This window comes from Streptomyces sp. NPDC050433 (genome assembly GCF_044458565.1).
Taxonomy (GTDB): Bacteria; Actinomycetota; Actinomycetes; order Streptomycetales; family Streptomycetaceae; genus Streptomyces.
The window spans coordinates 301022-326644 of the sequence record NZ_JBITIB010000003.1 but is presented as its reverse complement, the minus strand read 5'-3'; the positions used below and the strand labels follow the sequence as shown (position 1 = coordinate 326644).

General features: G+C 71.4%; 24 protein-coding genes and 1 pseudogene. 8 read left to right on the top strand and 17 right to left on the bottom strand.

Going from position 1 to position 25623, the window contains the following annotated elements:
- Nucleotides 1-40: 40 nt before the first annotated feature.
- Nucleotides 41-1675, top strand: a complete 1635-nt coding sequence (locus ACIBLA_RS06315; RefSeq protein ID WP_363240714.1) for an SMI1/KNR4 family protein — start codon at nucleotides 41-43, stop codon at nucleotides 1673-1675.
- 21 nt (nucleotides 1676-1696) lie between these two features.
- On the opposite strand, the gene ACIBLA_RS06310 is transcribed toward ACIBLA_RS06315, so the two are convergent.
- The 4 genes and pseudogenes from ACIBLA_RS06310 to ACIBLA_RS06295 form a co-directional block, all read right to left on the bottom strand.
- The gene (locus ACIBLA_RS06310) at nucleotides 1697-3379 is read right to left on the bottom strand and encodes a serine/threonine-protein kinase (protein ID WP_399197917.1); all 1683 of its coding nucleotides are present in this window, start codon (nucleotides 3377-3379) and stop codon (nucleotides 1697-1699) included.
- A 79-nt stretch (nucleotides 3380-3458) separates the two neighbouring features.
- Nucleotides 3459-4388, bottom strand: a complete 930-nt coding sequence (locus tag ACIBLA_RS06305; protein ID WP_399197916.1) for an SDR family oxidoreductase — start codon at nucleotides 4386-4388, stop codon at nucleotides 3459-3461.
- Between the two features lie 13 nt (nucleotides 4389-4401).
- Entirely contained in the window at nucleotides 4402-4554 is a 153-nt protein-coding gene (locus ACIBLA_RS06300; RefSeq protein WP_399197915.1) for a hypothetical protein, read from the bottom strand.
- A 91-nt stretch (nucleotides 4555-4645) separates the two neighbouring features.
- Nucleotides 4646-5195, bottom strand: a pseudogene (locus ACIBLA_RS06295) (NADPH-dependent FMN reductase); the annotation flags it as partial.
- A 79-nt stretch (nucleotides 5196-5274) separates the two neighbouring features.
- On the opposite strand from ACIBLA_RS06295, the gene ACIBLA_RS06290 reads away from it, so the two are divergent.
- From ACIBLA_RS06290 to ACIBLA_RS06280, 3 genes are all read left to right on the top strand, one after another.
- Nucleotides 5275-5772 (top strand): MarR family winged helix-turn-helix transcriptional regulator, encoded by a 498-nt coding sequence (locus ACIBLA_RS06290; RefSeq protein WP_399197914.1) that lies wholly within the window; start codon nucleotides 5275-5277, stop codon nucleotides 5770-5772.
- Nucleotides 5772-6485: a MerR family transcriptional regulator gene (locus ACIBLA_RS06285; protein WP_363240720.1), complete on the top strand. Its 714-nt coding sequence runs from the start codon at nucleotides 5772-5774 to the stop codon at nucleotides 6483-6485. Before ACIBLA_RS06290 ends, ACIBLA_RS06285 begins: the two co-directional genes overlap by 1 nt.
- An 89-nt stretch (nucleotides 6486-6574) precedes the next feature.
- Complete coding sequence (locus ACIBLA_RS06280; protein WP_399197913.1) at nucleotides 6575-7495, top strand: hypothetical protein; 921 nt, start codon at nucleotides 6575-6577, stop codon at nucleotides 7493-7495.
- A gap of 3 nt (nucleotides 7496-7498) precedes the next feature.
- On the opposite strand, the gene ACIBLA_RS06275 is transcribed toward ACIBLA_RS06280, so the two are convergent.
- The 13 genes from ACIBLA_RS06275 to ACIBLA_RS06215 all read right to left on the bottom strand — a co-directional run bounded on the left by ACIBLA_RS06275 (nucleotide 7499) and on the right by ACIBLA_RS06215 (nucleotide 20768).
- Nucleotides 7499-8041: a GNAT family protein gene (locus ACIBLA_RS06275; RefSeq protein ID WP_363240722.1), complete on the bottom strand. Its 543-nt coding sequence runs from the start codon at nucleotides 8039-8041 to the stop codon at nucleotides 7499-7501.
- Nucleotides 8042-8050: 9 nt separating this feature from the next.
- The gene (locus ACIBLA_RS06270; protein WP_399197912.1) at nucleotides 8051-9247 is read right to left on the bottom strand and encodes an MFS transporter; all 1197 of its coding nucleotides are present in this window, start codon (nucleotides 9245-9247) and stop codon (nucleotides 8051-8053) included.
- Nucleotides 9248-9271: 24 nt separating this feature from the next.
- A complete protein-coding gene (locus tag ACIBLA_RS06265) occupies nucleotides 9272-9430 on the bottom strand; it encodes a hypothetical protein (RefSeq protein ID WP_399197911.1) in 159 nt (52 codons plus the stop codon).
- 13 nt (nucleotides 9431-9443) lie between these two features.
- Nucleotides 9444-10445 carry a proline racemase family protein gene (locus ACIBLA_RS06260; RefSeq protein WP_363240725.1) on the bottom strand — a complete coding sequence of 334 codons (1002 nt, stop codon included), beginning with the start codon at nucleotides 10443-10445 and terminating at the stop codon, nucleotides 9444-9446.
- Complete coding sequence (locus tag ACIBLA_RS06255; protein ID WP_399197910.1) at nucleotides 10445-11395, bottom strand: dihydrodipicolinate synthase family protein; 951 nt, start codon at nucleotides 11393-11395, stop codon at nucleotides 10445-10447. Before ACIBLA_RS06255 ends, ACIBLA_RS06260 begins: the two co-directional genes overlap by 1 nt.
- Nucleotides 11392-12891 (bottom strand): FAD-dependent oxidoreductase, encoded by a 1500-nt coding sequence (locus ACIBLA_RS06250; RefSeq protein WP_399197909.1) that lies wholly within the window; start codon nucleotides 12889-12891, stop codon nucleotides 11392-11394. Before ACIBLA_RS06250 ends, ACIBLA_RS06255 begins: the two co-directional genes overlap by 4 nt.
- Nucleotides 12888-13229 carry a (2Fe-2S)-binding protein gene (locus tag ACIBLA_RS06245; RefSeq protein WP_399197908.1) on the bottom strand — a complete coding sequence of 114 codons (342 nt, stop codon included), beginning with the start codon at nucleotides 13227-13229 and terminating at the stop codon, nucleotides 12888-12890. The genes ACIBLA_RS06250 and ACIBLA_RS06245 overlap by 4 nt, the downstream gene beginning before the upstream one ends.
- Nucleotides 13226-14428 carry an NAD(P)/FAD-dependent oxidoreductase gene (locus ACIBLA_RS06240; RefSeq protein WP_399197907.1) on the bottom strand — a complete coding sequence of 401 codons (1203 nt, stop codon included), beginning with the start codon at nucleotides 14426-14428 and terminating at the stop codon, nucleotides 13226-13228. Before ACIBLA_RS06240 ends, ACIBLA_RS06245 begins: the two co-directional genes overlap by 4 nt.
- A gap of 118 nt (nucleotides 14429-14546) precedes the next feature.
- Nucleotides 14547-15140, bottom strand: coding sequence for an XRE family transcriptional regulator (locus ACIBLA_RS06235; protein WP_363240729.1), 594 nt, complete (start codon nucleotides 15138-15140; stop codon nucleotides 14547-14549).
- A gap of 183 nt (nucleotides 15141-15323) precedes the next feature.
- Nucleotides 15324-16580 (bottom strand): DUF1266 domain-containing protein, encoded by a 1257-nt coding sequence (locus ACIBLA_RS06230; RefSeq protein WP_363240730.1) that lies wholly within the window; start codon nucleotides 16578-16580, stop codon nucleotides 15324-15326.
- A 175-nt stretch (nucleotides 16581-16755) separates the two neighbouring features.
- Nucleotides 16756-17496, bottom strand: a complete 741-nt coding sequence (locus ACIBLA_RS06225; RefSeq protein WP_399197905.1) for a class I SAM-dependent DNA methyltransferase — start codon at nucleotides 17494-17496, stop codon at nucleotides 16756-16758.
- A gap of 144 nt (nucleotides 17497-17640) precedes the next feature.
- Complete coding sequence (locus ACIBLA_RS06220; RefSeq protein ID WP_399197904.1) at nucleotides 17641-18621, bottom strand: acetylxylan esterase; 981 nt, start codon at nucleotides 18619-18621, stop codon at nucleotides 17641-17643.
- Between the two features lie 32 nt (nucleotides 18622-18653).
- Nucleotides 18654-20768: a glycogen debranching N-terminal domain-containing protein gene (locus ACIBLA_RS06215; protein ID WP_399197903.1), complete on the bottom strand. Its 2115-nt coding sequence runs from the start codon at nucleotides 20766-20768 to the stop codon at nucleotides 18654-18656.
- Nucleotides 20769-20909: 141 nt separating this feature from the next.
- Between ACIBLA_RS06215 and ACIBLA_RS06210 the strand changes: the two genes are divergently transcribed.
- The 4 genes from ACIBLA_RS06210 to ACIBLA_RS06195 all read left to right on the top strand — a co-directional run bounded on the left by ACIBLA_RS06210 (nucleotide 20910) and on the right by ACIBLA_RS06195 (nucleotide 25601).
- Complete coding sequence (locus ACIBLA_RS06210; protein ID WP_363240734.1) at nucleotides 20910-21959, top strand: LacI family DNA-binding transcriptional regulator; 1050 nt, start codon at nucleotides 20910-20912, stop codon at nucleotides 21957-21959.
- A gap of 166 nt (nucleotides 21960-22125) precedes the next feature.
- Nucleotides 22126-23367: an extracellular solute-binding protein gene (locus tag ACIBLA_RS06205; protein WP_363240735.1), complete on the top strand. Its 1242-nt coding sequence runs from the start codon at nucleotides 22126-22128 to the stop codon at nucleotides 23365-23367.
- Nucleotides 23368-23442: 75 nt separating this feature from the next.
- Nucleotides 23443-24654: a carbohydrate ABC transporter permease gene (locus ACIBLA_RS06200; protein ID WP_399197902.1), complete on the top strand. Its 1212-nt coding sequence runs from the start codon at nucleotides 23443-23445 to the stop codon at nucleotides 24652-24654.
- Nucleotides 24651-25601 carry a carbohydrate ABC transporter permease gene (locus tag ACIBLA_RS06195; RefSeq protein WP_363240737.1) on the top strand — a complete coding sequence of 317 codons (951 nt, stop codon included), beginning with the start codon at nucleotides 24651-24653 and terminating at the stop codon, nucleotides 25599-25601. The genes ACIBLA_RS06200 and ACIBLA_RS06195 overlap by 4 nt, the downstream gene beginning before the upstream one ends.
- The last annotated feature ends 22 nt before the right edge of the window (nucleotides 25602-25623 follow it).

Here is a 25623-nt window from a genome sequence, read left to right as displayed (position 1 = left end):
TATAACCCGCACGTCTCCACGGGCCGCATTCTCAGGACGAATGCTCACCGACCGAGAGCCGGGGGATCCGACCGACCGCGCCACACAGGAGCAGAGCGTGATTGAGCAGGCGGTACGACCGATAGTCGAGGCGATGGCCGCGCAGGCCCCGAACGGCTGGACGCACGCCGTGCTGCACGGCCAGGCAGGGCGCGGCGGCACCTCGGTGACCGGCGGCTACGGACCTGGCCACGGAAACGCGGAGATGCCGAACCCCTTCGTGGAACTCATGGTCCTGGCGGCGGCACTGCGCGAAGCGCACGGCTGGGACCCGGTCAGTCTTGAGATCCGGTGCCGGCCCTCCGGTGAGTACCGCTTCGTGGCGTTCCAGGATGCCATCACCTGGTCGACAGGCACGCGGTCCGGTTTCCAGGCGGTCCTGGACGACAGTTGTCAGTTGCCCCAGCCCGGCACGTACCAGCGGCCCGGCACCGCCGAACCGGCGGGCGACCCCGCGCTGGCCGTCGCCCGCTTCCGCGAATACCTCGAACGGCGCGCCGCGATCCTGGGGTACCCCGACGAACTGCCCCCGCCCGCCACGGCCACCGCGCTCGACGAAGCCGAACGCCGCCTCGGCCGCAGCCTGCCCGCCGACCTGCGGGCGCTCTACGCGATCGCCGACGGCGACGGCATCGGCTTCGAGCACCGCTATCTGTTCCAGGACCACGCCTGGATGTCGCTGGAACACCTCGTCGCCGCGCAGGACGAGTGGAGCACCGGTGAACGCCCCTGGTTCGGCTGGGACTTGGAGTGGGACGCGGTTGTCTTCGACGCCACCCCCGCCCATACCGTACGGCGCAGCGGAGCCCACCCCGGCTGGCTGCCCTTCGCCACCCGCCATGACGGCAACTACCTGGCCGCGGACACGGCCCCGGCCCGCGCCGGCCGCGTCGGTCAGATCATCCGCAGTGGTCGCGACTACGAGGACGGGCCCGCCTACGAAGCCGACTCGGTCACCTCACTCCTCGGTCACTACCTGGACCTCATCGACCAGGGCGCGTACGAGACGCACGACGACCACATCTCGCTGGGCGATCCCACTCGCGACCCCGCCCGCGATTCCGGCCCCCACCTGATCATCGGCTCCATCCCGGACGAGGTCCCGCCCACCCTCCAGGCGATCCACATCAACGACGCGCCCGACCTCGTCGACCTCGCCCCGCTCACCGCCGCCACGGACCTCCGACGGCTGCACCTCAACCGCTCCACCACGTCCGACCTGACACCGGTGCGCGAACTGCCCGTCGAATCACTGCGTATCACCCTCGACAGCGGGGATCTGACCCCGCTCACCGACCACCCCCACCTCGCCTCCCTCGACCTGACCACCACTGTCGCGGGTGACATCGCCCCGCTGCTTTCCGTCCCCCACCTGTGCGGCCTCGATCTTTCCGGAGCCCGGGTCCCCGACCTGTCGGTGCTGGCCGGGCTGACGGGACTCCGCTACCTCTGCCTGACCGGGCGCCAGTGGGCGGCCCTGCTGGATGAGGGCAAAGTGCCACCCGGTCTCGCCGCCGCCCACCTGGCGGACGCGGATGCCACCCTTGACGACGCCCTCGCCTGGGCGGCGCGCATCGGCCTCGACACCGGGGCCGCCCTCCGTCTCACCGGCACCGTCGAGCCGGCCGGCGGGTGACGGCGCCCGCAGCTCTCGGGCTCAGGCGCGGAAGCCGTTGCAGCCGATGGTGCGGTACTCCTTCGGTCCGCCCTCGACGTGGTACAGCACCACGGTCCAGTCGCCCGGATCGTCGTTCACCGGGATCGCGTCAACGGTCCCGGTCTCGAAGTGGGCGCGGAAGTCGTCGGGGTACCGGAACTTGACGGTGCCGCCCGATGACCACTTCGAGTAGAGGTCGACGGGCTTGCTGGTGAAGCCGATGTCCTTCCCCGCCGACTTCAGGGGGCGCCCGGTGGTGCGATCCGTCCCGTGCGGAGGGCGTACCCCGACGGAGACGTAGTACGGCGCGGGGCGCTTTCCGCTCCCGGCGGCCTTGGGGCGGAAGGACATCGAGGCGCTGCCCGAGCCGCTGGTGTACGAGACCGACGACTGGAGGCCCGACGGCGGCGAGGAGTCGGCGAGGTAGCCCAGGTCGCAGGTGCCGATGCTCTGGGCGGCCTCCTGCGGATCGTCCGACAGTGCCCAACGGTCCTGTGACACACGGTCGTTCACGATGTGGTCCGGTGGCCCGTCCGCCGAATCCTTCTTCGGATCGTCTTTCGGATCGTCCTTGGCGGCCGGCCCGGACGCGCTGGTCCCGGCGCTTGCCTCGGCCTCCGGGTCCTGGTCGTCGTCGCCCTGTCCGGGGAGCAGCCAGAGCGCCAACGGTACGACGACCGCCACCGCGCACACCGCGAGCCAGCCCTTGCGGCGTCCCGGCCGGGCGGCGGTCGGCGGCTGAGGGGCCGGGACGGTGTACGGGGTGGCCTCGGAGTATCCCCAGCGTTCGGGCGCGGGCTCCGGTACCGCTTCGGGCTCCGGTACGGCATCGGTGTCGCGGGCCACCGACCGGTAGTGCGCGTCCGAGGCCAACGCCGACTCCACCGCGCATCCGGCGATCACGGCCGCCAACTGGGGCCGTTCCGCAGGGTCCTTGGCGACGCATCGCCGGACCAGCGCGGCCAGGTCGTCCCGTACACCCGCCAGATCGACCTCCTCGTGCACGGTCCGATAGCTCACTGCCGAGGCTTCCCCGCCGCCGTACGGGGGCCGCCCGGTCGACGCGTAGGCGATCGTCGCTCCCAGCGCGAAGATGTCCGCCGCCGGCCCGGCCTCGTTACGGAGAAGAACCTCGGGCGCGGCGTACCCCGGTGTCCCCGGTGCCATGCCGGTCTGCGTGAGGGCCGTCCACTCCTGCCCTCGGGCGATACCGAAGTCGATCAGCTGCGGTCCTTGGGGCGCGAGGATGACGTTCTGCGGCTTCAGATCCCGGTGCGTGACCCCGTGGAGATGGACCGAGGCCAGCCCTTCGGCGAGCGCCGCGAACAGCCGCAGCGCACTCTCGGGCGGGAACGGCCCGCTCGCGCGCACGGCCTCGCGCAGCGTGGGTCCCGGCACGTACTCGGTGGCCAGCCAGTACGGGGACGCGTCGAGCGACGCCTCTATCAACTGGGCGGTGTACGGGCTGCGTACGGCTTCCATGGCCGCGGCTTCCCGCCGGAAGCGAGCCAGCGACTCCGGATGGTCGCTGATCTCGTCCCGGATGACCTTCACGGCCACCAGCCGGCCGCCGGGCGAGCGGCCGAGAAACACCTGTCCCATGCCGCCCGCACCGAGCCGGGCGAGAATCCGCCACACGCCTATTCGCGTGGGATCTTGGGGTCGCAATTCATCCACCTGCATGACTTTGCCACAGCCAGGCATCCGGCGGAGGACGAAGGGGGACACAACTGCCCCTCGGACGCTGGCCGGTTGAGGCCAGTCACGAGGTGGCTTTGCCGGCCAGGGCGCTCAGTTCGGCGGTGAGCCGGGCGATGGCGTCCTCCGCGGTGGGAGCGGGGCCGAACAGTTCCGTCTGCCGTCGGGTGTCCGCGACGTAGCGGCCGGTGTCGAACCAGCGGAACATGGCGGCCATGTCCTTGACCGCCGGCACGAACGGGCCGACGACGGCGCCCGCGGCGCGGGTGACCGCGGGCGGGACACTGCGCACCTTGATCGTCCTGCCGCTTCGGCCGCCGATCAGGCCGGCCGCCTCCCGCACACTGACCGGCCGGTCCCAGCCGATGTCGACCCGCTCGCTCTGCCCGGCATCGGCGTCGACCGCCGCCGCCAGATATCCCGCGAGGTCCGGGGTGAGGACGAACGTCAGAGGGACGTCCGTCTTGCTCATCCAGATCAGGCGGCCCTTTTCGAGGGGGTTGCCGGCCATGCTCACGACCTGGTCGAGAAACGCGCCGGGGCGCAGGGAGACGAACGGGACACCGAGCTGTTCGAGTCTGTCCTCGGCGAGTTTCTTGTGCCAGAAGTGCGGCACGTCGGGGGTCTGGTCGCTGGTGAGGATGCCGGTGAGGACGAACCGCCGGACACCGGTGCGGTGGGCGGCCTCGGCGAGGTTGGTGTTGCCGGTGGTGTCGATGTCGTGTGCCTTCTTGTCGCGGCGGGTGTAGCCGGCGGCGGTGGTGACGACGGCGTCGGCGCCGTCCATGGCGGCGGTGAGCGAGTCGGGGTCGAGCATGTCGCCTCGCGCGATCTCGACGCCTCGCCGCTCAAGCTTGCTCGCGTCACTGGCGGGACGGACGAGAGCGCGGACGTTCTTGCCGCGCGCGAGCAGGTCGTCGACGACCTTGCCGCCGAGCGCGCCGGTCGCGCCGACGACGAGAACCGGGGGTGCTGTGGGGTGGGGGGTGCTCATGGGTGTCTCACTCTCAGATGGTGGTGCGGGGGTCGCCGGCCAGCAGGAGCTTGCCGAGGTCGAAGGTGACGCGGACGCGCGCGATACGGCCGTTCTCGATGCGCAGCCAACTGGCCACGGGGAAGGGCTCGGTGCCGCCCTTGGGGGGCAGGTCGAACCAGGTCATGACGTCGTCACCGTCGGTCCATCGCTTGTGGAGGACGAGGTGACCGGTGAGGGCGAAGACCCGGGTAGGCATCGGCGGGGGCCTGTTGGGCGCGCAGCGGTGCCAGCGCCTCGCTCCACGCGATGACCTGGTCGAGCATGGTGTGGAGCACCGGCAGGTTGTGGTCGCCCGGTTTGAAGGTCCGGTAGTTCTCGAACTCCGTGGTGAAGGGCAGCACCACCTGCGCGCGCACGTCGGCCATCATCAACTCGCCCGCCATCACCCGCAGATGCTCCACGGCACGGATTCCGCCGTGGGGGCCGTACGAGATGAACCCGACGGCCTTGTTGTTCCACTCGGCGAACAGGTAGTCGATCGCGTTCTTCAGCACGCCGCTGGCTGTGGTTGTACTCGGGGGTCACGACGACGAACCCGTCGAACGAAGCGATCCTCTCGGCCCAGCGTCGTGTGTGCTCGTGCTCGTACCGCCCGAAGGACGGCGGCATCGCCTCATCGAGGTGAGGCAGCGGGAAATCCCGCAGATCCACCAGCTCGAACTCCGCGTCAGCACGCTTCGCGGTCAGTTCCAGTGCCCAGTGCGCCACCGGCTCACCCCGCCGGTTCGGCCGGGTGCTTCCCAGGATGATCCCGATACGCGTCATGGGCATGCCTCCGTCGTCAATGGTTCGTAGCATAGACAGTACACCTGACGTACAGTCTTCGGGATGTACGATAGCGCCCATGTCCGCATCCCCGTCCTCCAACCTCGAAAGCGGCGACGCTCCCGCCGGCCCCGCCGAGGAGGCCGCGGCCGACGCCGTCGCCCTGATCCAGCTCTCCGGGCTGGTCCGGGACACCTTCACGCGCGTCGCCGAGCGTTACGAGCTGACGCCGGTCCAGGCACGCATGCTCTGCGTCCTGGCCGAGCGGCCACGCGGCATGGCCGAACTCGCCCGCCTCTTCGGCGTGGGAAAGGCGAACCTGACCGGGCTCGTGGACCGGGCGGCACAGCGTCAGCTCGTCGAGCGCTCACTGGTCCCCGGCGACCGCCGCGCCGTCCAGGTGGTCCTCACCGAGGACGGCCGCCGCTCGGCCCTCGCCTTCCACCAGACCGTGGTCGAGGAACTGGCCGCGCTCCTCGCGCCCTTGACGCCACAGGCCCGAGCGGGCCTGCGCGACAGCGCGCTCGCCATCGCCGACGCGACCGGCCACACCGGCGCCTGGCCTTCCCGCTGCTGATGAGGCCCGTGGATCTGGCGCGGCCACACGGACTGTCCGGCCAGGCCGTACGCAACTACGAAGCGGCCGGCATCCTGCCCGCCGCCGAGCGCACCGACTCCGGCTACCGCCGCTACACGAGCGTGCACGTCGCCGCGCTCCGGACCTTTCTCGCCCTGATCCCGGCCCACGGCCACGCCGCGGCCCGGTCGGTCATGACGCTGCTCAACACCGGCCGGACCGAAGAGGCGCTGACCGTCATCGACCGCAGCCACGCCGAACTGCTCGCCGACCGGGGGACTCTCGACACGATCGAGCGAGCGCTGACGGAGCTGACCCACGCCCCGGACGAGCGCCCCTCGCACCGCACCCGCACGATCGGCGCCCTGGCCCACCGGCTCGGCCTCCGCCCGGCCACCCTGCGACGGTGGGAACGAGCCGGTCTGCTCCACCCCGAACGGGATCCCGCCACCGGGTACCGGACGTACACGCCCGGCGACGTGCGCGACGCGAACATCGTCCACCAACTGCGCCGCAGCGGGTACGTACTCGCGCAGATCGCGCCGCTCCTGGCTGAACTGCGCGACGTCGCATCCCCCGCCTCGGCCGCGTCCGCGATCGCCGAGCGCCGCCGGCGCCTCCACACGCGCGCCCTGGCCATGCTCCGCGCGTCCGCCGAGACCGGCGACTACCTGCACGAGCGCGACCGGCACGCGCTCCGGCAGACGGAGTAAGGGCCGTTGGGCGCCGCTCACCATGATCAATACCCTGACGCGCGGCGCGTGACCACGCGCCTCTCGGCGAGGGAAGGCGAGCGACCCCAGTGAAACTCTCGATGTTGCGCCGTACGGCCCGGCTCACCGCGGCGACCGCGCTGCTGACGATGCTCACCACCGTCCCGGCCGGTGCGGCCGGGGAGTGGCAGAAGGTGGGCGTCGACTCCCGCAGCGGCGTCAGCGGCATCGCGTACGAGGGCCGTACCGGAGACGGAACCGGGGTACGCGCCCTGATCGTGCACGACAACAAGCGCGCCGGTCAGCAGCGTCTGTCCCGGATCACCCACCGGGAGGGCGCGACCGACGTTTCCCCGATCACCTGGGACGGTCCGGAACCGGTCGACCTGGAAGCCGTCGAAGCCGTCCCCGGAGCGCCCGCGGAGTATCTGGCGCTCGCCGCTCGCGGGATCGTCTACCACCTGAAGGTCACCGACTCCACGGCGACGGTCCTCGACTACGTGCCGCTGCCGGCGATCGGCGAGGGCGACGACTTCGAGAGCTTCGCGCTCGTCGCCCAGAACGGCAGACTCGCCGCCCTGTGGGCGGACCGCGGGGCGGGAGCGGACCGTCCCGCCACGCTGTACGCGGCGCTTCTCTCGTTCGCTTCGTGGGGGCAGACGCAGTTCGGCACTGTGACGCGCCGGGCCTACCGGGCGACGTATCCGACCGGCGACGCGACGCGTCACATCTCCGACCTCTCGGTGACCGAGACGGGCCGGATCATCGCGAGTTCGGCGGCGGACGCCGGCGACGACGGCCCGTTCGACTCCGCGGTGAGCGACGCGGGCCGGGTGACGGTGTCGGCGGACGGGCGGGTACGGGTCGTACTGGCCGGGTCCCCGTCCGTGCTGGGGACGTTTCCGGGATACAAGATCGAGGGCCTGGAGTTTCCGCCCGGATCCACCGAGCCTGTCGCCGGCACGGACGACGAGAACCTCGGGGGGTTCATCCGGACCCTGTCCTTCTAGGCTCTAACCCCGCGAGTCCGGCTTCCAGTCCTGGGCCAGGAGCCCGAGCAGCACCTGGTCCAGGAACTCGCCAAGCACCCAGGCGGAGGAGCGCAGCACGCCCTCGCGGACGAAGCCGTTGCGCTCGGCGGAGCGCAGCATCGCGGCGTTGTCCGACAGCGTCTCGATCTGGAGCCGGTGCAGGCCGCGCACGACGAAACCGTAGTGGCACAGCACCGCGACCACATCCGTGCCATAGCCCTTGCCCCGCGAGGCCGGCAGCAGTCCGAGCCCGATGTGCGCGGACCGGTTGTGGTTGTCGATGTTCCACAGCGTCGCGGTGCCGACCAGCGTGCCGCCGTCCAGCTCCACCACGGAGAACGGGACGTGCCCCTCCTCCTTCGCGTCCACCACGAGCCGCGGATCCTTGGAGCCGGGGACGACGGGCCGCCAAGGCCGGCCTTCCGCCCGCGCGGAGTTGACGACGTCGTCGTAGAGCTCGGCTCGCAGGATCGGGATGTCGTCCTCGTGCCGGGCCCTGAGCCCGACCTTGCCACCTCTGAGCATGCAAGCTTCTTATCCGACCGGCCCGGCCGGCGGCAAACGAATAGGGGATCGTCCCTGGCGGCCCAGCGCCGCCAGGGTCAGGGTCACCGTGATCGATCCGGCCGCCATCAGCGTCATCGCCGTGGCGGGGGAGGTGAGTTGGGCCAGCGTGCCCGCGAGGACGGCGCCGATGCCCTGCAGAGCGGCCATGCCGGTGCCGTACAGGCCCAGGGCCTGGCCCGCGAGGTCGTCGGGAGTGAGGGACATCAGGCGTTCCTGCAGGACCAGGCTCGCGGCGAACCCGGCGGAGGCGACCGTGACGGCCACGGCCGACAGCGCCACTCCCGGCCGCAGGACGAAGAACAGGTACGGGACCGCCAGCAGCAGGCGCAGCGGCGTCGCGAGACGGGGGCGCACCGCGGGCGGTACGAGGCGGCCCACCGCCATGTCGCCCAGGAACATGCCCAGCGCCCCGCACGCGTACTGCGTGCCGGCGGCTCCGGGGGCGTACGAGACGTACAGCGAATCGCCGCCGACGATCAGGCCGTTGGGGACCCACAGGCCCAGGTACGCCAGGCGGCGGGGGCGTGAGGACCACAGGAGGGCGTTGGTGCGCCAGGTCGCCGAGAGGGACGGGCGTCCGGAGGCGCGTGGTGGGCGGGCCGTCAGGCCCAGGCGGGTGACCACGGCCGACACCCCGTACAGCGCCGCCGCGAGGAGCAGACAGGTCCGCGGGGACAGCAGCGCCAGCAGCGCGCCGCCCGTGGCGAAACCGATCATCTGGGTCAGGCCCCAGAGCATGTTGTACACCGAACGGCCCAGGACATAGCCGTCCTTGGACAGGATCTCGTTCAGCAGCCCTCCGCGCACACCCCCGCCCAGCGACGCGACCAGGCCCTGCAGGAGTACGACGGTGAAGACCGCCCAGAGCGGCAGACCGGGCAGCGCCAGCACCGCCGTGCCGCTCGCGAAGGCGACGGCGAGAGCGGAAAGGATCGCGCGCGGCGGCAGCCGGTCCGCGCCCGAGAGCAGGAACGCGCCGCCCAGCAACTGCGCCAGCTGCGGGCCGAACATGCTCACGGCCGACAGGAACGGGGAGCCGGTGGCCCGGAAGACCAGCGTGCCCAGAGCCAGGCCGCCGATCGTCTGGGCCGCGGCGTAAGCGGCGAAGGAGAGCAGGAACGGGGTGAACTCCGGGGTGCGGAACAGGGTTCGGTAGCTGCGCATGCGTCGAAGTCCCGGTGTCGCCGGTCAGTTCACCGAGGCGCGGTCGCGCGTCTCCCGGACCATGCGATCAGCCGTCTCCTCGGGAGTGAGCGCCGAGGTGGCGACGAGTCCGGTCACCGTCGACTTCCCGGCCCCCGGCATCCCCGTCACGATCAGGCTGTGCGGCTCCTCGGCAGCGGTCACGCCGACGATCGTGTCAGAGGACGAAGCCGTGCGGGAACGGATCCGCCGGATCCAGCAGGTAGTTGGCCGTGCCGGTGATCCACGCGCGGCCCGAGAACTCCGGCACCACGGCCGGTACACCCGCGACCTCGCTCGTGCCCAACAGCCGTCCGGTGAACCGCGTCCCGATGAACGACTCGTTGATGAACTCCGTGTCCAGCGCCAGCTCTCCGCGCGCGTGGAGCTGTGCCATACGGGCGCACGTACCGGTGCCGCAGGGGGACCGGTCGAACCAACCCGGTTGGATGGCCATCGCGTTGCGGGAGTGTCTGGCGTCCGAGCCGGGCGCGAGGAACTGGACGTGCTTGCAGCCGCGGATCATCGGGTCCGCCGGATGCACCGGCGGGTGGTGCGCGTCGATGGCGGTCGAGATCGCGAGCCCCGCCGCGAGGATGTCGTCCTTGCGCGCCCGGTCGAAAGGCAGCCCGAGGGACGCCAGGTCCACCACGGCGTAGAAGTTGCCCCCGTACGCCATGTCGTACCGGACCTCGCCCAGCCCCGGCACCGTCACCGTCGCGTCGAGTTCCAGCGCGAACGCGTCGACGTTGCGCAGCGTGACCATCTCGGCCACTCCCTCGCGCACCGTTACGCGGGCCTCGACCAGACCGGCCGGGGTGTCGAGTCGTACCACGGTCTCGGGCTCGCTGACCGGGACCATCCCGGTCTCCACCAGTACGGTCGCCACGCCGATCGTCCCGTGCCCGCACATCGGCAGGAAGCCGCTGACCTCGATGTACAGGACGCCCCAGTCGGCGTCCGGACGGGTCGGCGGTTGCAGGATCGCGCCGCTCATCGCCGGATGGCCGCGAGGTTCGTCGACAAGGAACCGGCGCAGCGGGTCCAGGTGTTCCATGGCATGGCGGCGCCGCTCGGCCATCGTGGCGCCGGGGACGGGCGGCACGCCGCCGGTGACCACGCGCGTCGGCATGCCCTCCGTGTGGGAGTCGACCGCGCTGATCGTCCGTACGCTGCGCATCAGACCGGGGCCCCTTCGGTGGACTGTGCGGCGAGGAAGTCGATCGCCTGCCGCATCTCCGCGCTGATCTGCTCCCGGTGCGCCGGGACCAGCGGGCCACGTGGCGGGCGGCAGGGGCCGCCGTAACGGCCGACCATCTCCATACCGAGCTTGATGGCCTGGACGAACTCCGTACGCGAGTCCCACCGGAACGCGGCGACCAGCGGCCGGTAGAGGGCGCGGGCCTCCTCCAGCCTGCCGGCTGTGGCGAGTCGGAACAGCCGGGCGGACTCCGCGGGGAAGACGTTGGGGAAGCCGGCGAACCAACCGGTGGCCCCCATCAACAGGCTCTCCAGCGCCACGTCGTCGGCGCCGCTGATCACGTCGATACCGGGAGCGCGCTCCTTGATCTCCAGTACGCGCCGCACGTCGCCGGAGAATTCCTTCACGGCGAGCACGTTGTCGATCCCGGCGATCTCCGCGAGGAGTTCCGGCGTCAGGTCGACCTTCGTGTCCACGGGGTTGTTGTAGACCATGACCGGCAGCCCGACGGCGGCCACGGCCTCGAAGTGCGCCACCACCTCCGCCGGGTTGGCCCGGTACATCGTCGGGGGCAGGCAGAGCACCCCGTCGGCGCCGTCCTCGGCCGCGGCCTCGGCCCAGCGCACGGCCTGGTGCGAGCCCGGCCCGTGCACGCCGACGACGACCTTGCCCCGGCCGCGTACCGCCTCGATGGCCGTACGGGCGACGGTGCGCCGTTCGTCGTCGGTCAGCGACGAGTACTCGCCGAGCGACCCGTTGGGGCCGACCCCGTCGCAGCCGTTGTCGACGAGCCAGCGGCAGTGTTCCGCGTACGTGTCGTAGTCGACGGCCAGGCCCGCCGGGGCGGCGGATTCCTGCCGGTACGGCAGCGCGGTCGCGACGACGACGCCGGTCAGCGGGTTCGGTCGATTTGCGGTGTTGCTGCTCATGAAGTGCTCTCCTCCGCAGGGGAGTTGGGATTCGAGGACGGGGTAGTCGGGGAGGACGGGGTGGTCGGCTCCGGTGGGCGTGCCAGCTCGCCGAGTCTGATCGGCTCGGCGACCGGCCGGTGGTGGGATCCGGCGCCGACGTCGCCGCTGTGGCGCAGCTCGGCGACGGTCGGTCCGCAGATACGGGCCTGGCACGGGCCCAGGCCCGCCCGCGTCGACAGCTTCGCCACCCGGGGCTCCGCGTTGGTGGGATCGGCGGCCGAACGGCACACCGCCGCGTACGTCGTCTCCTCGCAGCGGCAGATCACGGTGTCGGCACGCAGCCAGCCGGGCCACGCCCGGCCGATGGGGTGGGCGAGCGCCAGCCGGGCGGCGAACGCCCTGCCCTGGTCGCGGCTGCGGCGCACGGTGGCCAGGGCGCGCGAGTGCGGGTCGCCGCCCGCCGCGATCCAGCCCGCCACGGCGCCCTCGGCGCGGGCGGCGGGGGCACCGGCGATACCGGTGATCTCGCCCGCCGCGTACACGCCGGGCCGGTTCGTACGCTGGTTGTCGTCCACCGCCACGAACACTTCGGCCGACGAGGCGGTGGGCGAGCCGCCCGGCGCCGGTCGTCGCAGCGCGCACCCGGCCGCGACCGGCAGTTCCAGCTGCGGCGTGAATCCATGGCCGACACACACGGCGTCCACGGCGATGACGCGCTCACTGCCGGGCACCACCGACCAGTCCGCCCGGACGCGGGCGCTGACGATCTCCTCCACCCGGCCGTCCCCACGCGCCTCGACGACCGCCGTGCCCCACTGGTACGAGACGCGGTGGCGCCCCAACGCCGCGGTGTAAGACAGGAGTTCACCGGACTTGCCGAGCTGCGCCGCCAGTTCCCAGGGGCGGCGCAGCCAGCCGCGCGCCACGGCTCCCGGCCCGCCCGCCTCCAGCACCGCGAGCACCCGCGATCCGGCATCCAGCAGCGATGTCGCCACCGGCAGAAGGAACGGCCCCGTGCCCGCGACAACCACCCGGTCCCCGACGACCACACGTTCTCCCTTGGCCAGCGCCTGGGCCGCGCCCGCCGTGTAGACACCGGGCAGGTCCCAGCCGGGGAAGGGGAGCACCCGGTCGTGGGCGCCCACGGCGAGCACCAGGGCGTCGGGCTCCAGCACATGCCGGCGCCGGGGTGTACCGCTCAGGACATGTACCAGCGGTGGCCCGTCCGTATCGGGGGCGCGGCGCTCCAGAGCCCATACGGAACTCTCCGCCCACCAGGAACAGCGCGGGTGTCCGAGCACCCGGCGGCTGCGCCGCTCGAAGGAGCCGTAGCCGTGCTGGAGTGCTCCGGGGTCGGCCGCCTCGTACGCCTCGGGCAGCATGCGGTGGTACTGCCCGCCGGGCCGTTCGGACGCGTCGATCAACGTCACGTCCGCGCCCGCCGCCAGCGCCGCGTCGGCGGCGGCCAGACCGGCGGGTCCGGCTCCCACGACCACGACATGACGCCCCGTCACGGCGCCCGCCTCCCGTCCCGCTCGTCCGGTTCGGAGCCGATGGCCCGTGACTGCGTGGTCACCGCGTCACCGTCCTGGGCGCGGCGGCGGCACGCCCGTACGTCGCGCTCGTCGTTCACCGTCACGAGGCAGTCGAAGCAGACACCGATACCGCAGAACACACCGCGCGGCGCCCCCGAGGGCGCTTGGCGCCAGGCCGACCGGCCGGCGGCGAGCAGCACCCCGGCCAGGGTCTGGCCCGCGATGCCGGTGAGCGGTTCACCGTCGACCGTGATGGTGAGGGGCCGGTCGCGGCGTCCCGCCGGGTCGGACCCGGCGGGTACGAGACGTGGGCTCATGATTCCTCCTCGGTCACGCCGGGGGTGTCGGTGCCGAGCACCGCCGGCCGGTCCACCCGGAACGGACCCGCGTCGATCTCCGTCCGTCCGCCCGTCAGCAGCTCGCGCACGAGGCGCGCGGTACCGACCGACAGACCGATGCCCGCGCCCTCGTGGCCGGTCGCGTGCCAGAGCCCGGCCAGTCGCGGGTCCGGGCCGATGACCGGCAGATGATCGGGGACGTACGGGCGGAAGCCCCCGTACGCCCGCATCGCATGGACGCCCGCCAGCGACGGGAAGAGCTTGAGCGCCTTGGCCGCGATCGCCGCGAGCACTTCGGGACGCAGCCGGTCGTCGAAGCCGACGCGCCGCCGGGAGGACCCGAGGAGGATGGTGCCCGCGCGGGTGGACTCGACCACGGCCGAGGTCTGGAGGTCGCCCGCGCCGCTGCCCACCGCGCCCACGTAGTCCGCGTCGTACACCTTGTGGAAGACCGTCGGCGGCTGGGGAGTGGTCACCAGGACCTCACCGCGGCGCGGGCGGATGACGAGCTGTACGCCGAGCCGCCGGGCGACGTCGCCCGACCACGGGCCGGCCGCGTTGACGAACACGTCGGCCTCCACGGGCCCGTCCGCCGTGCGCACCGCCGTCAGCCGTCCGCCGCGTGTGACGGCACCGAGCACCTCACAGCCGGTACGCAGTCGGGCGCCGGCCCGCAGGGCGTCGGCGAGCAGGGCCGTGGCCGCGCCGGCCGGCTGGACCTGCGCGTCGTCGGGGTAGTGCACGGCGGCGGTGCGCCGCTCGGTCAGAAACGGCTCGGCCTCGGTCAGGGCGTCGGAGTCCATCGGCTCGGCCCGTACCCCGGCCGCGCGCTGGGCCGCCGCGAACGGCAGCAGTGCCTCGGCGCCCTCGGCGGTGGTGGCCACCACGATGCCGCCCTTGGGGTCCCATTCGACCGTGGCCAACTCCTGCGAGGAGGTCCGGCCGGCGATGGCGGCCAGAGTCTCGGGCCACAACCGGCGGGAGAGCTGGGCGAGTTCAAGCTCCGGACCGGGGCCCTTGTCGGAGACCAGGATGTTGCCCTCGCCGTGTGACGTGCTTGCGGCGGCGGCCCCCGCGCGGTCCAGTACGAGCACGTCGAAACCGGCGACGGCGAGTTCACGCGCGCAGGCTGCCCCGATGATTCCGGCGCCCATCATGACGACTCGTGTTCGGTCCACCAGACCTCCGCGTTCTATATGGCGAACGAAGTTGAGGCTAGGGCGACATACGGAAGGTGTCAACGGGGTCGGCGGACGGAGCGCCGGTCGTGTGCCCGTCAGCCCCTCCGCGTACGGCCTAGTGGGGCGTGCCCGGCGCCTCGGGCCGGGCGCCGCCGCCCGGCCGGTAGTGCAGCAGCAGCACCGAACGCACCGGCTCGTCCCGCGCCGCGTAGCGGTGCGGCAGCGAGGCGTCGAACGACACGTAGTCGCCGGGCCCCAGTTCCACCTGGTGGCCGTCCACCTCGATCTCCAGCGTGCCGCTCTGCACCACGGTGTGCTCGGTGCCGGCGTGCCCGAGCGACGGCTGCTGCGCGCCCGCGCGTACCCGCTGGTCGTACACCTCCATGATGACCCCGCCCGTCTCGATCCGCCGGAGCGGACGCAGATCCACTCCCTCCCCGCTCAGCACGTCCACCTCGGCCGCCCGCACCACGGTCATCGTCTCCGCGTGGCCGGTGTCCAGCAGATCGGAGATGGGCACCTCCAGGGCGCGGGAGAGGCTGAAGACCGTCTCGATGGTGGGATTACCGGTGGCCGACTCCAGCTGCGAAAGGGTCGCTTTGCCGATCTTGGACAGCCGGGACAGCTCGGAGAGCGACAGGCCGCGCCGGGTCCTCTCCCGGCGGAGATTGGCGGCCAGGGTGCTTCGGACCGGGCTGCTGGGGGACATCGGGCGATCTCCTTCGACCGTCAGGCCTGTTCGGCACTGTTCGCTTCAGTGGGCGGCGAAGGGGGATGGTGCGTTCGGTATCGCGAACGCTCGGGTGCTGTCGCCGCGCCGGAGGCTGGCATCGTATCGACCCGTGCGGAGCGGTCGTCGTACGTCAGCGGCGCCCGCGCGTGGCAGCCGCCGTCATCGCGTGCCGAACGGCACCGTCCGCCACGGGCTGTCCGGAGCCGTCGCCAGCGCACGGTGGGCGTCGAGCACGGTCGTGTACCAGGGGCCGAACTCCTCCTCGTCGAAATGGAGACACCGCCCCAGCACATAGCCGGCGGAGAACTCCTCCCACGAGCCGTACGCCGCCCGCGCGGCCCCTGACGCCCGTTCGAGCGCGGCCAGCATCTCCGCCTCGGTGGCATACCGCGCGCCCCGGCCCCAGCGCGCCATCTTGGACGCGCGGCCGATGTCCCACGCGGCGACCGACCGGACGACACCGTCGGGCGGCAGCAGCCCGTCGGCGCGGAAGCGGGACTCGTAGCGCAGCAACTTGCCCACCAGTGCGCGCAGATGAGCCACGAACTCCTCGAACTCGGCGTCGGCGGTGGACGCTCCCGCCCGGAGGACGGCCTGGTCGCGCAGCGTGGCCTCCACGCAGTCGCGCCACTGCTCGGCATCGACGCGCCGGCCCTGCGCGGCGATCAGCGCCGTACGTGCTCCGAGTACGAAGTCCCAATACCAGGGGCTGACTTCGCGATCGAGCAGCCGCTCCTCGATCGCGAGCCAGTCGTCGCGGTCATGGACGCCCCACGATTCCGCGACACGCTCCCGCTCGCCCTGGTATCCCATGCCGTGCCAGTGCGCGGTGTTCCAGGCGTCGCCGTTGGTGAAGCACAGGTGCGCGCCGCAGGCCAGGCCGTGCAGCAGCGTTCCGGTGGGGAGCGCGCCGGTGCGCCGGGTCTCCAGACGGTCCATCAACTCGGCGGAGGAGAACAGCTCGTGATGCAGGTCCAGCCAGACCTCACGCTCGTCCTCGTCGGTGGGGAAGTACTGCTCGCAGGGCGTGGCAGGGTTGACCGCCAGGATGTCCACACCGTCGGGGAGTATCCGCGCGAGGGCCCCCAACGTCGTGTACTCGTAAACGAGATACGGGTGCGGCCGGGGCAGCAGGCCCGCCGTGTAGACCTGCGCCACCGTGCGGCCGTCGGGCGTCTCGGTGGTCAGCATCGGGTACGAGCCCTCGCCGGCCTCCTGCGCCTGGTCGAGCCGCAGCGGGTAGTACACGCCCTCGATGGCGAGCGCCCGCAGATAGGCGTACACGTTGTCGGTCCGGGCCAGCTTGTGCAGATGCTGCTCCAGATCGGCGGGCGCCGACCAGCGGCTGCCGTCCTCCGGGGCGGGGACGAGCGGGAAGTACTCGTCGTGGACCTCGTCCTCGGCCGCCGTCTGCATCGTGCCCCCTCCGTACCGGTTCCAGCCTCGCTCAGGCTGCAAGATCGTCTCTACGGTACCGGTGGCGACGAGCGCTTCCGTACAACCTCCGTGCAGCCTGCGTGCAGGCCCCGTACACGCAACTGCCCCTGGAACTGGGCGAGATGGGCGCCCGCGAGCGATACCTGACGGACGGTCAGCGGGCCGGCTTCTCCCAGACCGAGACGTGCTGTCCGCTCTCGCCCGTGAACGGTTCGCGCTGCCAGCCCTCCCACCGGTCACGCAGCCGCATCCCGGCCAGCTGGGCCATCAGGTCGAGTTCCGCCGGCCAGACGTACCGGAACGGCACCGACCAGTACGAGCCGCGCCCGTCGACCACCTCGACGTAGTTGGAGCTCATCTCCTGCGTCGCGACGTCGTAGATGTCGAACGACCAGCGTGTGGGGCTCACATGGAACGGCACGAGGTTCTGGCCGGCCGGCAGCTTCCGCAGCTCGGGCACCATGGTCTCGATCACGAAGCAGCCGCCGGGCGCCAGATGGTCCGCGACATTGCGGAAGCAGGCCACCTGGGCCTCCTGGGTCGTGAGATTCATGATCGTGTTGAAGACGAGGTACGCCACGGAGAACGTCCCGTCCACCCTCGTCGTCGCGAAGTCCCCGATCGTCACACCGATCGCGTCGCCGCCCGGCTTGTCCCGCATACGGGCGACCATCGCCCGCGACAGGTCGATGCCGTGCACGGGGACGCCGCGCTCCGCCAGGGGGAGAGCGACCCGGCCCGTACCGATGCCGAGTTCGAGCACCCGGCCGCCGTCGGCGAGATCCGCCAGCAGACCGGTCATCGGGGCCAGGGTGTCCGGATGGAACTCCCGTGCCGACGGATTGTCGTACGTGGCGGCGACGCGCTCGCCGAAGTAACCGTCCTCGTCGTCCATGGGCCAGACCGTAGGGCAGAAGGCATCCGCAGTGCCCGCCATTTTCGCGTGGCGTCGCACGGTCACGGCGGCGGTGGGGCCTGCCGACGGCGGAGACCGCACGGCGTGCCCGGACCGGTCAGTACCTCTGCCTCAGCCTCTGCCTCAGCCACTGCCGAGCGCCAGCAGCTCCCGCAGGAAACGCAGTTGCTCCAGATCCTGGAAGTAGCCGCCGCCCTCGTGCCGATTCCACGGCCAGACCCGGATGTCCTTCGGTCCCGACCAGTGGTTGTACGCCGCGAACACCGTCGAGGGTGGGCAGATGTCGTCCATCAGCGCCGCCGAGAACAGCGCCGGAGCGCTCGCACGGGCCGCGAAGTTGACCCCGTCGAAGTAGGACAGCGTCCTGAACACCCGCTCCGCCGACTCCCGGTGGGTCCGCAGATACGTCCAGATCTCGCGGTACGCGTTGCCTTCCACCACCTGGAGCGCACGCCGGTAGTGACACAGCGACGGCTGATTGACCAGGGCGGCGCTCACATTCTCGCTCAACGCCGAGGCGGCGAGCGCGATACCGCCGCCCTGGCTGCCGCCCGCGATGACGATCCGCGCCGCGTCGACCGACGGGTGGGCGCGCGCGGCGTCCACGGCCCGGACGGCGTCGGTGAAGACCCGGCGGTAGTAGTAGTCGGCCGGGTCCTCGATGCCTCGGGTGACCATGCCCGGCGACGACGCGCCGCCGCTTCCGTGCGGGTCGCCCGTCGCGCCCGGCTGGAGCGAGCCGCCCTGGCCGCGCGTGTCCATCAGCAGGTGCGCGTATCCGGCGGACGGCCAGGTCAGCCACTCGTACGGGAAGCCCCGCCCGCCGCCGTACCCGAGGAAGCCCACCACGCACGGCAGCGGCCCGGTGGCGGAGGCCGGCACCAGCAGCCAGCCGGCCACCGGGTCGCCGCCGAAGCCCGGAAAGCTCACGTCGTACACGTCCACCTCGGTGAGGCAGGCGTCGTACGGCGTGAACACCGGCCGGCGGTCATGGCTCCGCGCCCGGTCGAGCGTGTCCGCCCAGAAGGCGTCGAAGTCCGACGGCTCCTCCCGGTCGGGGAGGTAGCCGCGCAGCTCCTCCAGGGGCAGATCCATCAGCGGCATGGCGGCGATTCCTCGTTCGCGGGGAGGACGGTTCAGGCGCGGTCGGCGCCGTGCACGGTCAGCGCGTCCGGGGCGTCCACCTGGACCTGACCCGTCGCGTCCAGCCGTACGGCCAGAGGCGCGCCCGCCACCCGCAGACCCGTCAGGTTCAGCGGGCCCAAGCTCTCGGCGGCGCGCGGCGAGAAGCGCAGCGTGCCTCCCGGCACATCGGCCTCCAGGCCGAGCGCGGCCTGGAGCAGCGCGACCGCGGACGCCGCCGACCAGGCCTGCGGGCGGCACGACGCCGGATACGGGGCGGGCACGCTGTCGACGGCCGAGCCGTGACCGGCGAACAGCTCGGGCAGCCGGCCGTCGAACGCCGCCGACGCGGCGACCAGACCGGCGGCCAGCGACGCGGCCTCCGCCGGGAAGCCGGCCCGCGCCAGGCCGTGCACGGCGATGGCGGTGTCATGCGGCCAGATCGACCCGATGTGGTAACCGAACGGGTTGAAACCGGTGGAATCCGTACTCAGAGTCCGCAGCCCGAAGCCCGAGTTCAGCTCCGGTCCGGCCAGCCGGGCGGCGAGCAGCGCGCTCTCCTCCTCGTCGAGCAGCCCGGTGCCCAGCAGATGCCCGAAGCCCGAAGTGACCGAGTCCACCGGGCGTTTGGCGGCGTCGAGCGCCACGGCCGGATAGCGGCCCGCCTCGTCCTCGACCCAGAAACTCTCCCGGAAGCGGCGCTTGAGCCGGTCCGCCCACGCCTCCCAGCGCTCCGCGCCGGGCCGGCCGAAGGCGCGCAGCAGCGCGGCGCCGCTCATCGCCGCCTCGTAGCCGTACGCCTGGACCTCGCACAGCGCGATCGGGGCCTCGGCCAGGGTGCCGTCGCGCCAGCGGATGGAGTCGCCGGAGTCCTTCCAGCCCTGGTTGGCGAGCCCCAGACCGGAGACGTCGATGTACTCCAGCAGACCGTCGCCGTCCGCGTCGCCGTATGCCGCCAGCCACTCCAGGGCGGCCTCGGCGTGCGGCAGCAGATCGCGTACCTGCTCGGGGTCCATGCCCCAGCGCCACGCGTCGTGCAGCAGGATCACCCAGAGCGGGGTGGCGTCCACCGTGCCGTAGTAGACCGGCGGCAGGGACGCGCCCTCGTTGAGGTGCGACGCTTCGCGGCGCACCTCGTGCAGGATCTTGCCGGGCTGCTCGTCGGTGCGCTCGTCGGTGGTGGTGCCCTGGCGGCGGGCAAGTGTGCGGAGGGTGCCCGCCGCCAGGTCGCTGCTGAGCGGCAGCAGCATTCGAGCCGCCCACAGCGAGTCTCGGCCGAACAGGGTGAGGAACCAGGGGGAGCCGGCGGCCAGGAACTGGTCCTCGGGGTGCTCGGGGTCGGACAGAAGGAGTCGTTCGAGGTCACCTACCGACCGGGCGAAGAACTGGTCCATGCGGTGATCGGCGCTGCGGAGCGCGGCCGGAGACCACGGCACCGCGTCACGGGCCACGGCCGGGAACCGCAGGGGCTCGTCGTCGGTGACGGTGCACTCCAGCGTCGTACGCCACGACTCACGCGCCGCCAGCACCACCTCGAAGCGCAACTCACCCGCGTCCGCGTCGATCCGGGGGGAGCCGGACGAGGCGCGCAGCCGCACTCCGACCTCGTCCCGGCGCCAGACCAGCGCGTCCTCCTCGACGTCGGCGGGAAGTGCGGGGGAGTGGCGGCCGGACTTGACGTCGTTCATGCTCACCAGGTCGCTGGCCGCGCCGACGACGACCTCCAGCCGTATGTCCTTGAGCCCGGCGTTCGCGATCTCCAACTCCTCGCGCAGCACACCCGGTTCGACCGAGCGCACCCGGTGCAGCGTGACGGCCGGGTCGGCGGTGTGCTCGCCGATGCCGCGCAGCACGGCGCGGAAGGACGTCCGGTCGGCGGCGCCGAGGTTGTGGTTCACGGGGAGGACGGGCACGCCCTCGACCCGGACCGAGAGCCTTGAGAGCAGCCTGCGGTCACCGTGGAAGAACCCGTCGGGCCCGCCGGCGATGTCTCCGGCCGGCCGGGACAGCACCAGGCTGGGCGCGTAGAGCGTGGTGCAGACGTCGTGCAGAAAGGGCTGCAGCCCCTCGGTGACGACGTCCGCGGGCGGCTGGTGACCGGCGGGGTTTCCCTGGACGACCGTGTTCACTGTGTGGCGCCTCTCGTGATTTGGATCGATCAAAATTCACCTTAACCCTTGCCAACCTGCCATGGGAAAGAGTTTTATCGATCCATTGAAGATGCGGCGCCGCATTTCGAGCGGCTGCCGTACGTGGATCGGAGGCCGTTGGTGGCACGTACGACGTCGGCCGGCGGGCGTAAGGGAGGGCCGGTCACCCTGGCTCTCGTCGCCCAACGGGCTGGGGTGTCCACACAGACGGTCTCCAACGCGCTCAACTCGCCCGAACTCCTCGCGCCCGCCACCCTGAAGCGGGTACGGGGGGCGCTCGACGAGCTGGACTACCGGCCCCACCAGGCCGCCCGCTCACTGCGTACCCGCTCCAGCAGACTGATCGGATACGGCGTCCAGCCCACGCCCCCCGGTCTGTCGACGCCCGTGTCCGACCACTTCCTGCACGCGCTGTCGGACTCGGCGGACCAGGCCGGCTACCGGATACTGCTCTTCGCCGCGCCCCTCGGCGCCGACGACGAGGCCGAGCGCTACGACGAGCTGTTGCGGGAGCACTCGGTCGACGGGTTCGTCCTCAGCAACACCTACCGCGGTGACAAGCGGCCGGGCTGGCTGCACAAGAACGCGGTTCCGTTCATCGCGTTCGGCCGGTGGTCGGCGAAGGACACCGGTGACTGGGTGGACGTCGACGGTGCCCATGGCACCGCCGCCGCCGTCGACCACCTGGTGGCGGCCGGCCACCGGAAGATCGCGTTCCTGGGCTGGCCGCGCGGCTCGGGCGTCGGTGACGACCGGGCCGGCGGCTGGCGCGAGGCGATGCGCCGGCACGACCTGCCCGTGCGTGACCTGCGGGTGTCGTCCGTGGACGACGTGGACGCCGCCCGTACGGCGGTCGCCCGCGTCGTGGGCCGCGCCACCGCCGTGGTGGCGGCCAGCGACACCCTGGCGCTGGGCTGTTACCGCGCACTGCGGGACGCCGGGCTCAGTCCGGGGCGTGACGTGGCGGTCGTCGGCTTCGACGACTCGCCCGCCGCCGGACTTCTCTCGCCGAGCCTCAGCAGCGTCCGCCAGCCGCTGGACGAGGTCGGCCGGGCCTGCACCCGGATCCTGATGGCCCGCATCAAGGATCCGGACGCGGCGCCGGAGCGTGTGCTGCTGGCGCCCGAACTGATCGTGAGGGAGAGCTCGTCGGCCGACCCCCAACCCTGAGCCCCACCCCTCAAGCCCCCACCCCTCAGCCCCCACCCTGGACCCAACCCTCAGCGCCGCCCCCCGCCGCACTCCGGCCACCCGGCCACCGTCCCCAGGCCTCCCCGGCCACGGAACCCCCCCCGGACAGCAAGTCCCCGACAGCGACAGCTGGAGAGAGAAGCAGATGAAAAAGAACAGAGCCGCGACCGCCGCCGCGATATGCGGCGCGCTCCTGGTCACCGGATGTTCGTCCGACTTCGGCAGCGACAGCAGCGCCGAACAGGACAGCTCCGGCAAGCAGAAGCTGACCGTGATGATCGGCTCATCCGGCGACGCCGAGACCAACGCCGTCAAGGCCGCCGCCGCCGCCTGGGCGAAGAAGACCGGCAACACCGTCACCGTCGTCCCGGCGCAGAACCTGGACCAGCAGCTGGGCCAGGCGCTGGCGGGCGGCAAGCCGCCGGACGTCTTCTATGTCGGTTCGTCGGTCTTCGCCAACTACGCCAAGGGCAACTCCCTGTACGCGTACGGCGACAAGCTCAAGGACAAGGAAGACTTCTCGGCCACGCTGCGCAGCTCCTTCAGCTACGACGACAAGTTCGTCTGCGCCCCGAAGGACAGCTCCACGCTCTCCCTCGCGATCAACAACAAGATGTGGAAGGCCGCCGGGCTCACCGACACCGACTACCCCGCGACCTGGGACGACCTGGCGAGCGTCGCCAAGAAGCTCACCAAGGGCAAGGTCAGCGGCCTCGTCGTGAACAGCTCGTACAACCAGCTCGGTCCGTTCCTCAAGCAGGCCGGCGGCTGGATCACCAGCGCCGACCAGACCAAGGTCACGGCCGACAGCCCCGAGAACATCGAGGCGCTGACGTATGTGAAGAAGCTGCTCAACGACGGTGTGCTCAGCTACCCCAAGCAGGTCGACGCCGGCTGGGGCGGCGAGGCGTTCGGCGCGCAGAAGGCGGCCATGACCATCGAGGGCAACTGGCTCTCCGGCGCCATGACGAACGACTACCCGGACGTCGACTACACCGTCGTCCCGCTGCCCAAGGGCCCGAAGGGCCAGGGCACGCTCTCCTTCAGCACCTGCTGGGGCATCGCCAACAAGAGCACCCACCACGAGGCGGCCGTCTCGCTCGTCGAGGCGTTCACCACCGCCGACCAGCAGGTGAAGTTCGCCGACGAGTACGGCGTGATGCCTTCGCGCACCAGCGCACTGGCGACGTACGCGAGGAACCACCCGCAGGACAAGGCGTTCGTCGACGGCTCCGCCTACGCGCAGGGCCCGGTCACCCTGCCCGGCTTCACCAAGGTCCTTGAGCAGTTCGACACGGATCTGGCCGGGCTGGCGACGGCCGACCCGAAGAAGATCCTCGGCGACCTGCAGACCAACGGCGAGCAGGTCCTCAAGAGCAACGGCTGACGTACGGCCCCACCCTGTAGGACACACCCGCCGGGGCCGGACGGTCCCGGCGGGTGCAGGAGAGAGAGAAAGACAATGAGTCAGTACGGCAGCGGCAGCGACAGCGGGTCTGTCGCGGCGCCGCCCGCCGCCGCGGCCGGAGGCACCGGACGCGCCGGTGGCCCCCGCGGTCCCGGTGGTCCCGACGGCAGAGGGCAGCGCGCCCGCCGCGGGTCGGCGTCCGGCATCAAAGGCCGGCAGGGACTGTGGGGCTGGCTCTTCGTCAGTCCGATGGTGCTGGTCCTCGGACTGTTCCTGCTGCTGCCCATCGGGATGGCCCTGTGGGTCAGCCTGCTGAACTGGGACGGGCAGTCCAACCCCTTCACGGGCGCCGCCGACTTCGTCGGGACCGAGAACTACTCCAACGTCCTGACCACCGACGGCCTCGACCGCACGCTGTTCATGACGTCGGTGCGCAACAACCTCTACTTCGTCCTGCTGGTCGTACCGCTCCAGACGATCCTCGCCCTCGCGCTCGCCGTGGCCGTCAACAGCCGCCGGATCAAGGGCAAGAGCCTCTTCCGGACGATCTTCTACTTCCCCTCGGTGACCAGCTCCATCGCCATCTCCACCGTCTTCCTCTTCCTGTTCCAGGGCAGCGGCGCGATCAACGCCCTGCTGAAGTGGGTCGGCATCACCGGACCGAAGTGGTTCACCGACGCCAACGGCCTGGTGTGGACGGTGCTGGGCGGGCTCGGCATCGTCGACCCGGACAAGCCGACGGGCGCGCTCGCGTCCAACGGCTTCCTCGGACTGTCCTGGTGGGACTGGCTCTCCGGCCCCTCCATCGCGATGTGCACCATCATCGCGCTGATCGTGTGGACGTCGTCCGGCACCTACATGCTGATCTTCCTCGCCGCGTTGCAGGACGTGCCCGCCGAGCTGGAGGAGGCCGCCCTGCTGGACGGCGCCAGCCGCTGGCAGTCGTTCCGCAACGTCACGATCCCCGCGCTCCGCCCGGTGATCTTCCTGGTGCTCACACTCGGACTGATCGGCAGCTGGCAGATCTTCGACGCCGTGTACGTGATGAGCCAGGGCCAACCGGGCAACACCACCCTCACCCCCGCCTTCCTCTCCTACACCGCGGGATTCCAGGACTCCGAATACGGCCGCGCCGCGGCCATCGCCTTCATCCTGCTGGCGATCATCATGGTGATGACCCTGATTCAGCGCGTGCTGCTGCGCGACCGGGACAAACCGGTCAGGGCGGGCAGGCGCTTCGGGGTCATTCGCCGGAGGGCTTCATGAGTACGGTACCGACGACCCCCTCGGCGCGGAAGGCCCCGACGACCTGGGAGCACCGGACCCGCGGCGGCGCCTCCAACGGGCCGCGCCCCCCGCGCAGCACCGGCCGGACGATCCTCCTCGTCCTCGTGTATCTGCTGCTCACCGGGGTCGGGCTGCTCTATCTGCTGCCGTTCGCCATCCAGATCGCGACGTCGTTCAAGACCGATCCGGACGCGGCGGCCAATCCGCTGTCCCTGCTGCCGGACCCGTTCTCGCTGGATTCCTACCGGCGGCTGTTCGGGCTCGGGAACGCCGGTGACGCCGTGCCGTTCAGCACCTGGCTGGGCAACTCGGTCCTCGTCACCCTGTTCATCACCGCGGGGCGGGTCTTCTTCGACTCGCTGGCCGGCTACGCGCTGGCCCGCCTCGACTTCCGCGGGCGCAATCTGCTCTTCAGCGGGCTGCTCACGGTCATGTCGGTGCCCGGCGTGGTGCTGCTGATCCCGAAGTTCCTCGTCCTGAACCAGCTGGGCATCTTCGACACGTACGCCGCCATGATCATCCCCCTGCTGGTGGACGCGGCCGGGGTGTTCATCATGCGGCAGTTCTTCCTCTCCGTCCCGAGGGAGGTGGAGGAGGCGGCCAGGATCGACGGCGCCAGTGTCTTCCGCACCTTCTGGTCGGTGGTGCTGCCGATGGCCAAGCCCGCCCTGATCACGCTGACGATCCTGTCCTTCCAGGGGTCCTGGAACGAGTTCACCCACTTCCTGGTCGCGACCCAGTCGCCGCAGTACCAGACGCTGACGACCGGCCTCGCGTCCTTCGTCTCCGGCAGCCTGAGCAGCGGGACGCAGTATCCGCTCAAGCTGACGGCGGCCCTGCTGGCGACCGTGCCGGTGGCGGTGCTCTTCTTCACCTTCCAGCGGCACTTCGTACGGAGCGCGAACTCGGGGGCGGTCAAGGAATAGGTCAAACTTCGGGGACTTCCTG

Coding starts and splice junctions, on each gene's coding strand:
- ACIBLA_RS06315 (WP_363240714.1), top strand. CDS start 41: ATGCTCACCGACCGAGAGCCGGGGGATCCGACCGACCGCGCCACACAG.
- ACIBLA_RS06270 (WP_399197912.1), bottom strand. CDS start 9,247: ATGCGCAGCTACCGAACCCTGTTCCGCACCCCGGAGTTCACCCCGTTC.
- ACIBLA_RS06220 (WP_399197904.1), bottom strand. CDS start 18,621: ATGCCGCTGATGGATCTGCCCCTGGAGGAGCTGCGCGGCTACCTCCCC.
- ACIBLA_RS06235 (WP_363240729.1), bottom strand. CDS start 15,140: ATGTCCCCCAGCAGCCCGGTCCGAAGCACCCTGGCCGCCAATCTCCGC.
- ACIBLA_RS06195 (WP_363240737.1), top strand. CDS start 24,651: ATGAGTACGGTACCGACGACCCCCTCGGCGCGGAAGGCCCCGACGACC.
- ACIBLA_RS06300 (WP_399197915.1), bottom strand. CDS start 4,554: ATGACCTGGTTCGACCTGCCCCCCAAGGGCGGCACCGAGCCCTTCCCC.
- ACIBLA_RS06230 (WP_363240730.1), bottom strand. CDS start 16,580: ATGCAGACGGCGGCCGAGGACGAGGTCCACGACGAGTACTTCCCGCTC.
- ACIBLA_RS06200 (WP_399197902.1), top strand. CDS start 23,443: ATGAGTCAGTACGGCAGCGGCAGCGACAGCGGGTCTGTCGCGGCGCCG.
- ACIBLA_RS06205 (WP_363240735.1), top strand. CDS start 22,126: ATGAAAAAGAACAGAGCCGCGACCGCCGCCGCGATATGCGGCGCGCTC.
- ACIBLA_RS06285 (WP_363240720.1), top strand. CDS start 5,772: ATGAGGCCCGTGGATCTGGCGCGGCCACACGGACTGTCCGGCCAGGCC.
- ACIBLA_RS06255 (WP_399197910.1), bottom strand. CDS start 11,395: ATGAGCAGCAACACCGCAAATCGACCGAACCCGCTGACCGGCGTCGTC.
- ACIBLA_RS06290 (WP_399197914.1), top strand. CDS start 5,275: ATGTCCGCATCCCCGTCCTCCAACCTCGAAAGCGGCGACGCTCCCGCC.
- ACIBLA_RS06225 (WP_399197905.1), bottom strand. CDS start 17,496: ATGGACGACGAGGACGGTTACTTCGGCGAGCGCGTCGCCGCCACGTAC.
- ACIBLA_RS06275 (WP_363240722.1), bottom strand. CDS start 8,041: ATGCTCAGAGGTGGCAAGGTCGGGCTCAGGGCCCGGCACGAGGACGAC.
- ACIBLA_RS06310 (WP_399197917.1), bottom strand. CDS start 3,379: ATGCAGGTGGATGAATTGCGACCCCAAGATCCCACGCGAATAGGCGTG.
- ACIBLA_RS06245 (WP_399197908.1), bottom strand. CDS start 13,229: ATGAGCCCACGTCTCGTACCCGCCGGGTCCGACCCGGCGGGACGCCGC.
- ACIBLA_RS06305 (WP_399197916.1), bottom strand. CDS start 4,388: ATGAGCACCCCCCACCCCACAGCACCCCCGGTTCTCGTCGTCGGCGCG.
- ACIBLA_RS06260 (WP_363240725.1), bottom strand. CDS start 10,445: ATGCGCAGCGTACGGACGATCAGCGCGGTCGACTCCCACACGGAGGGC.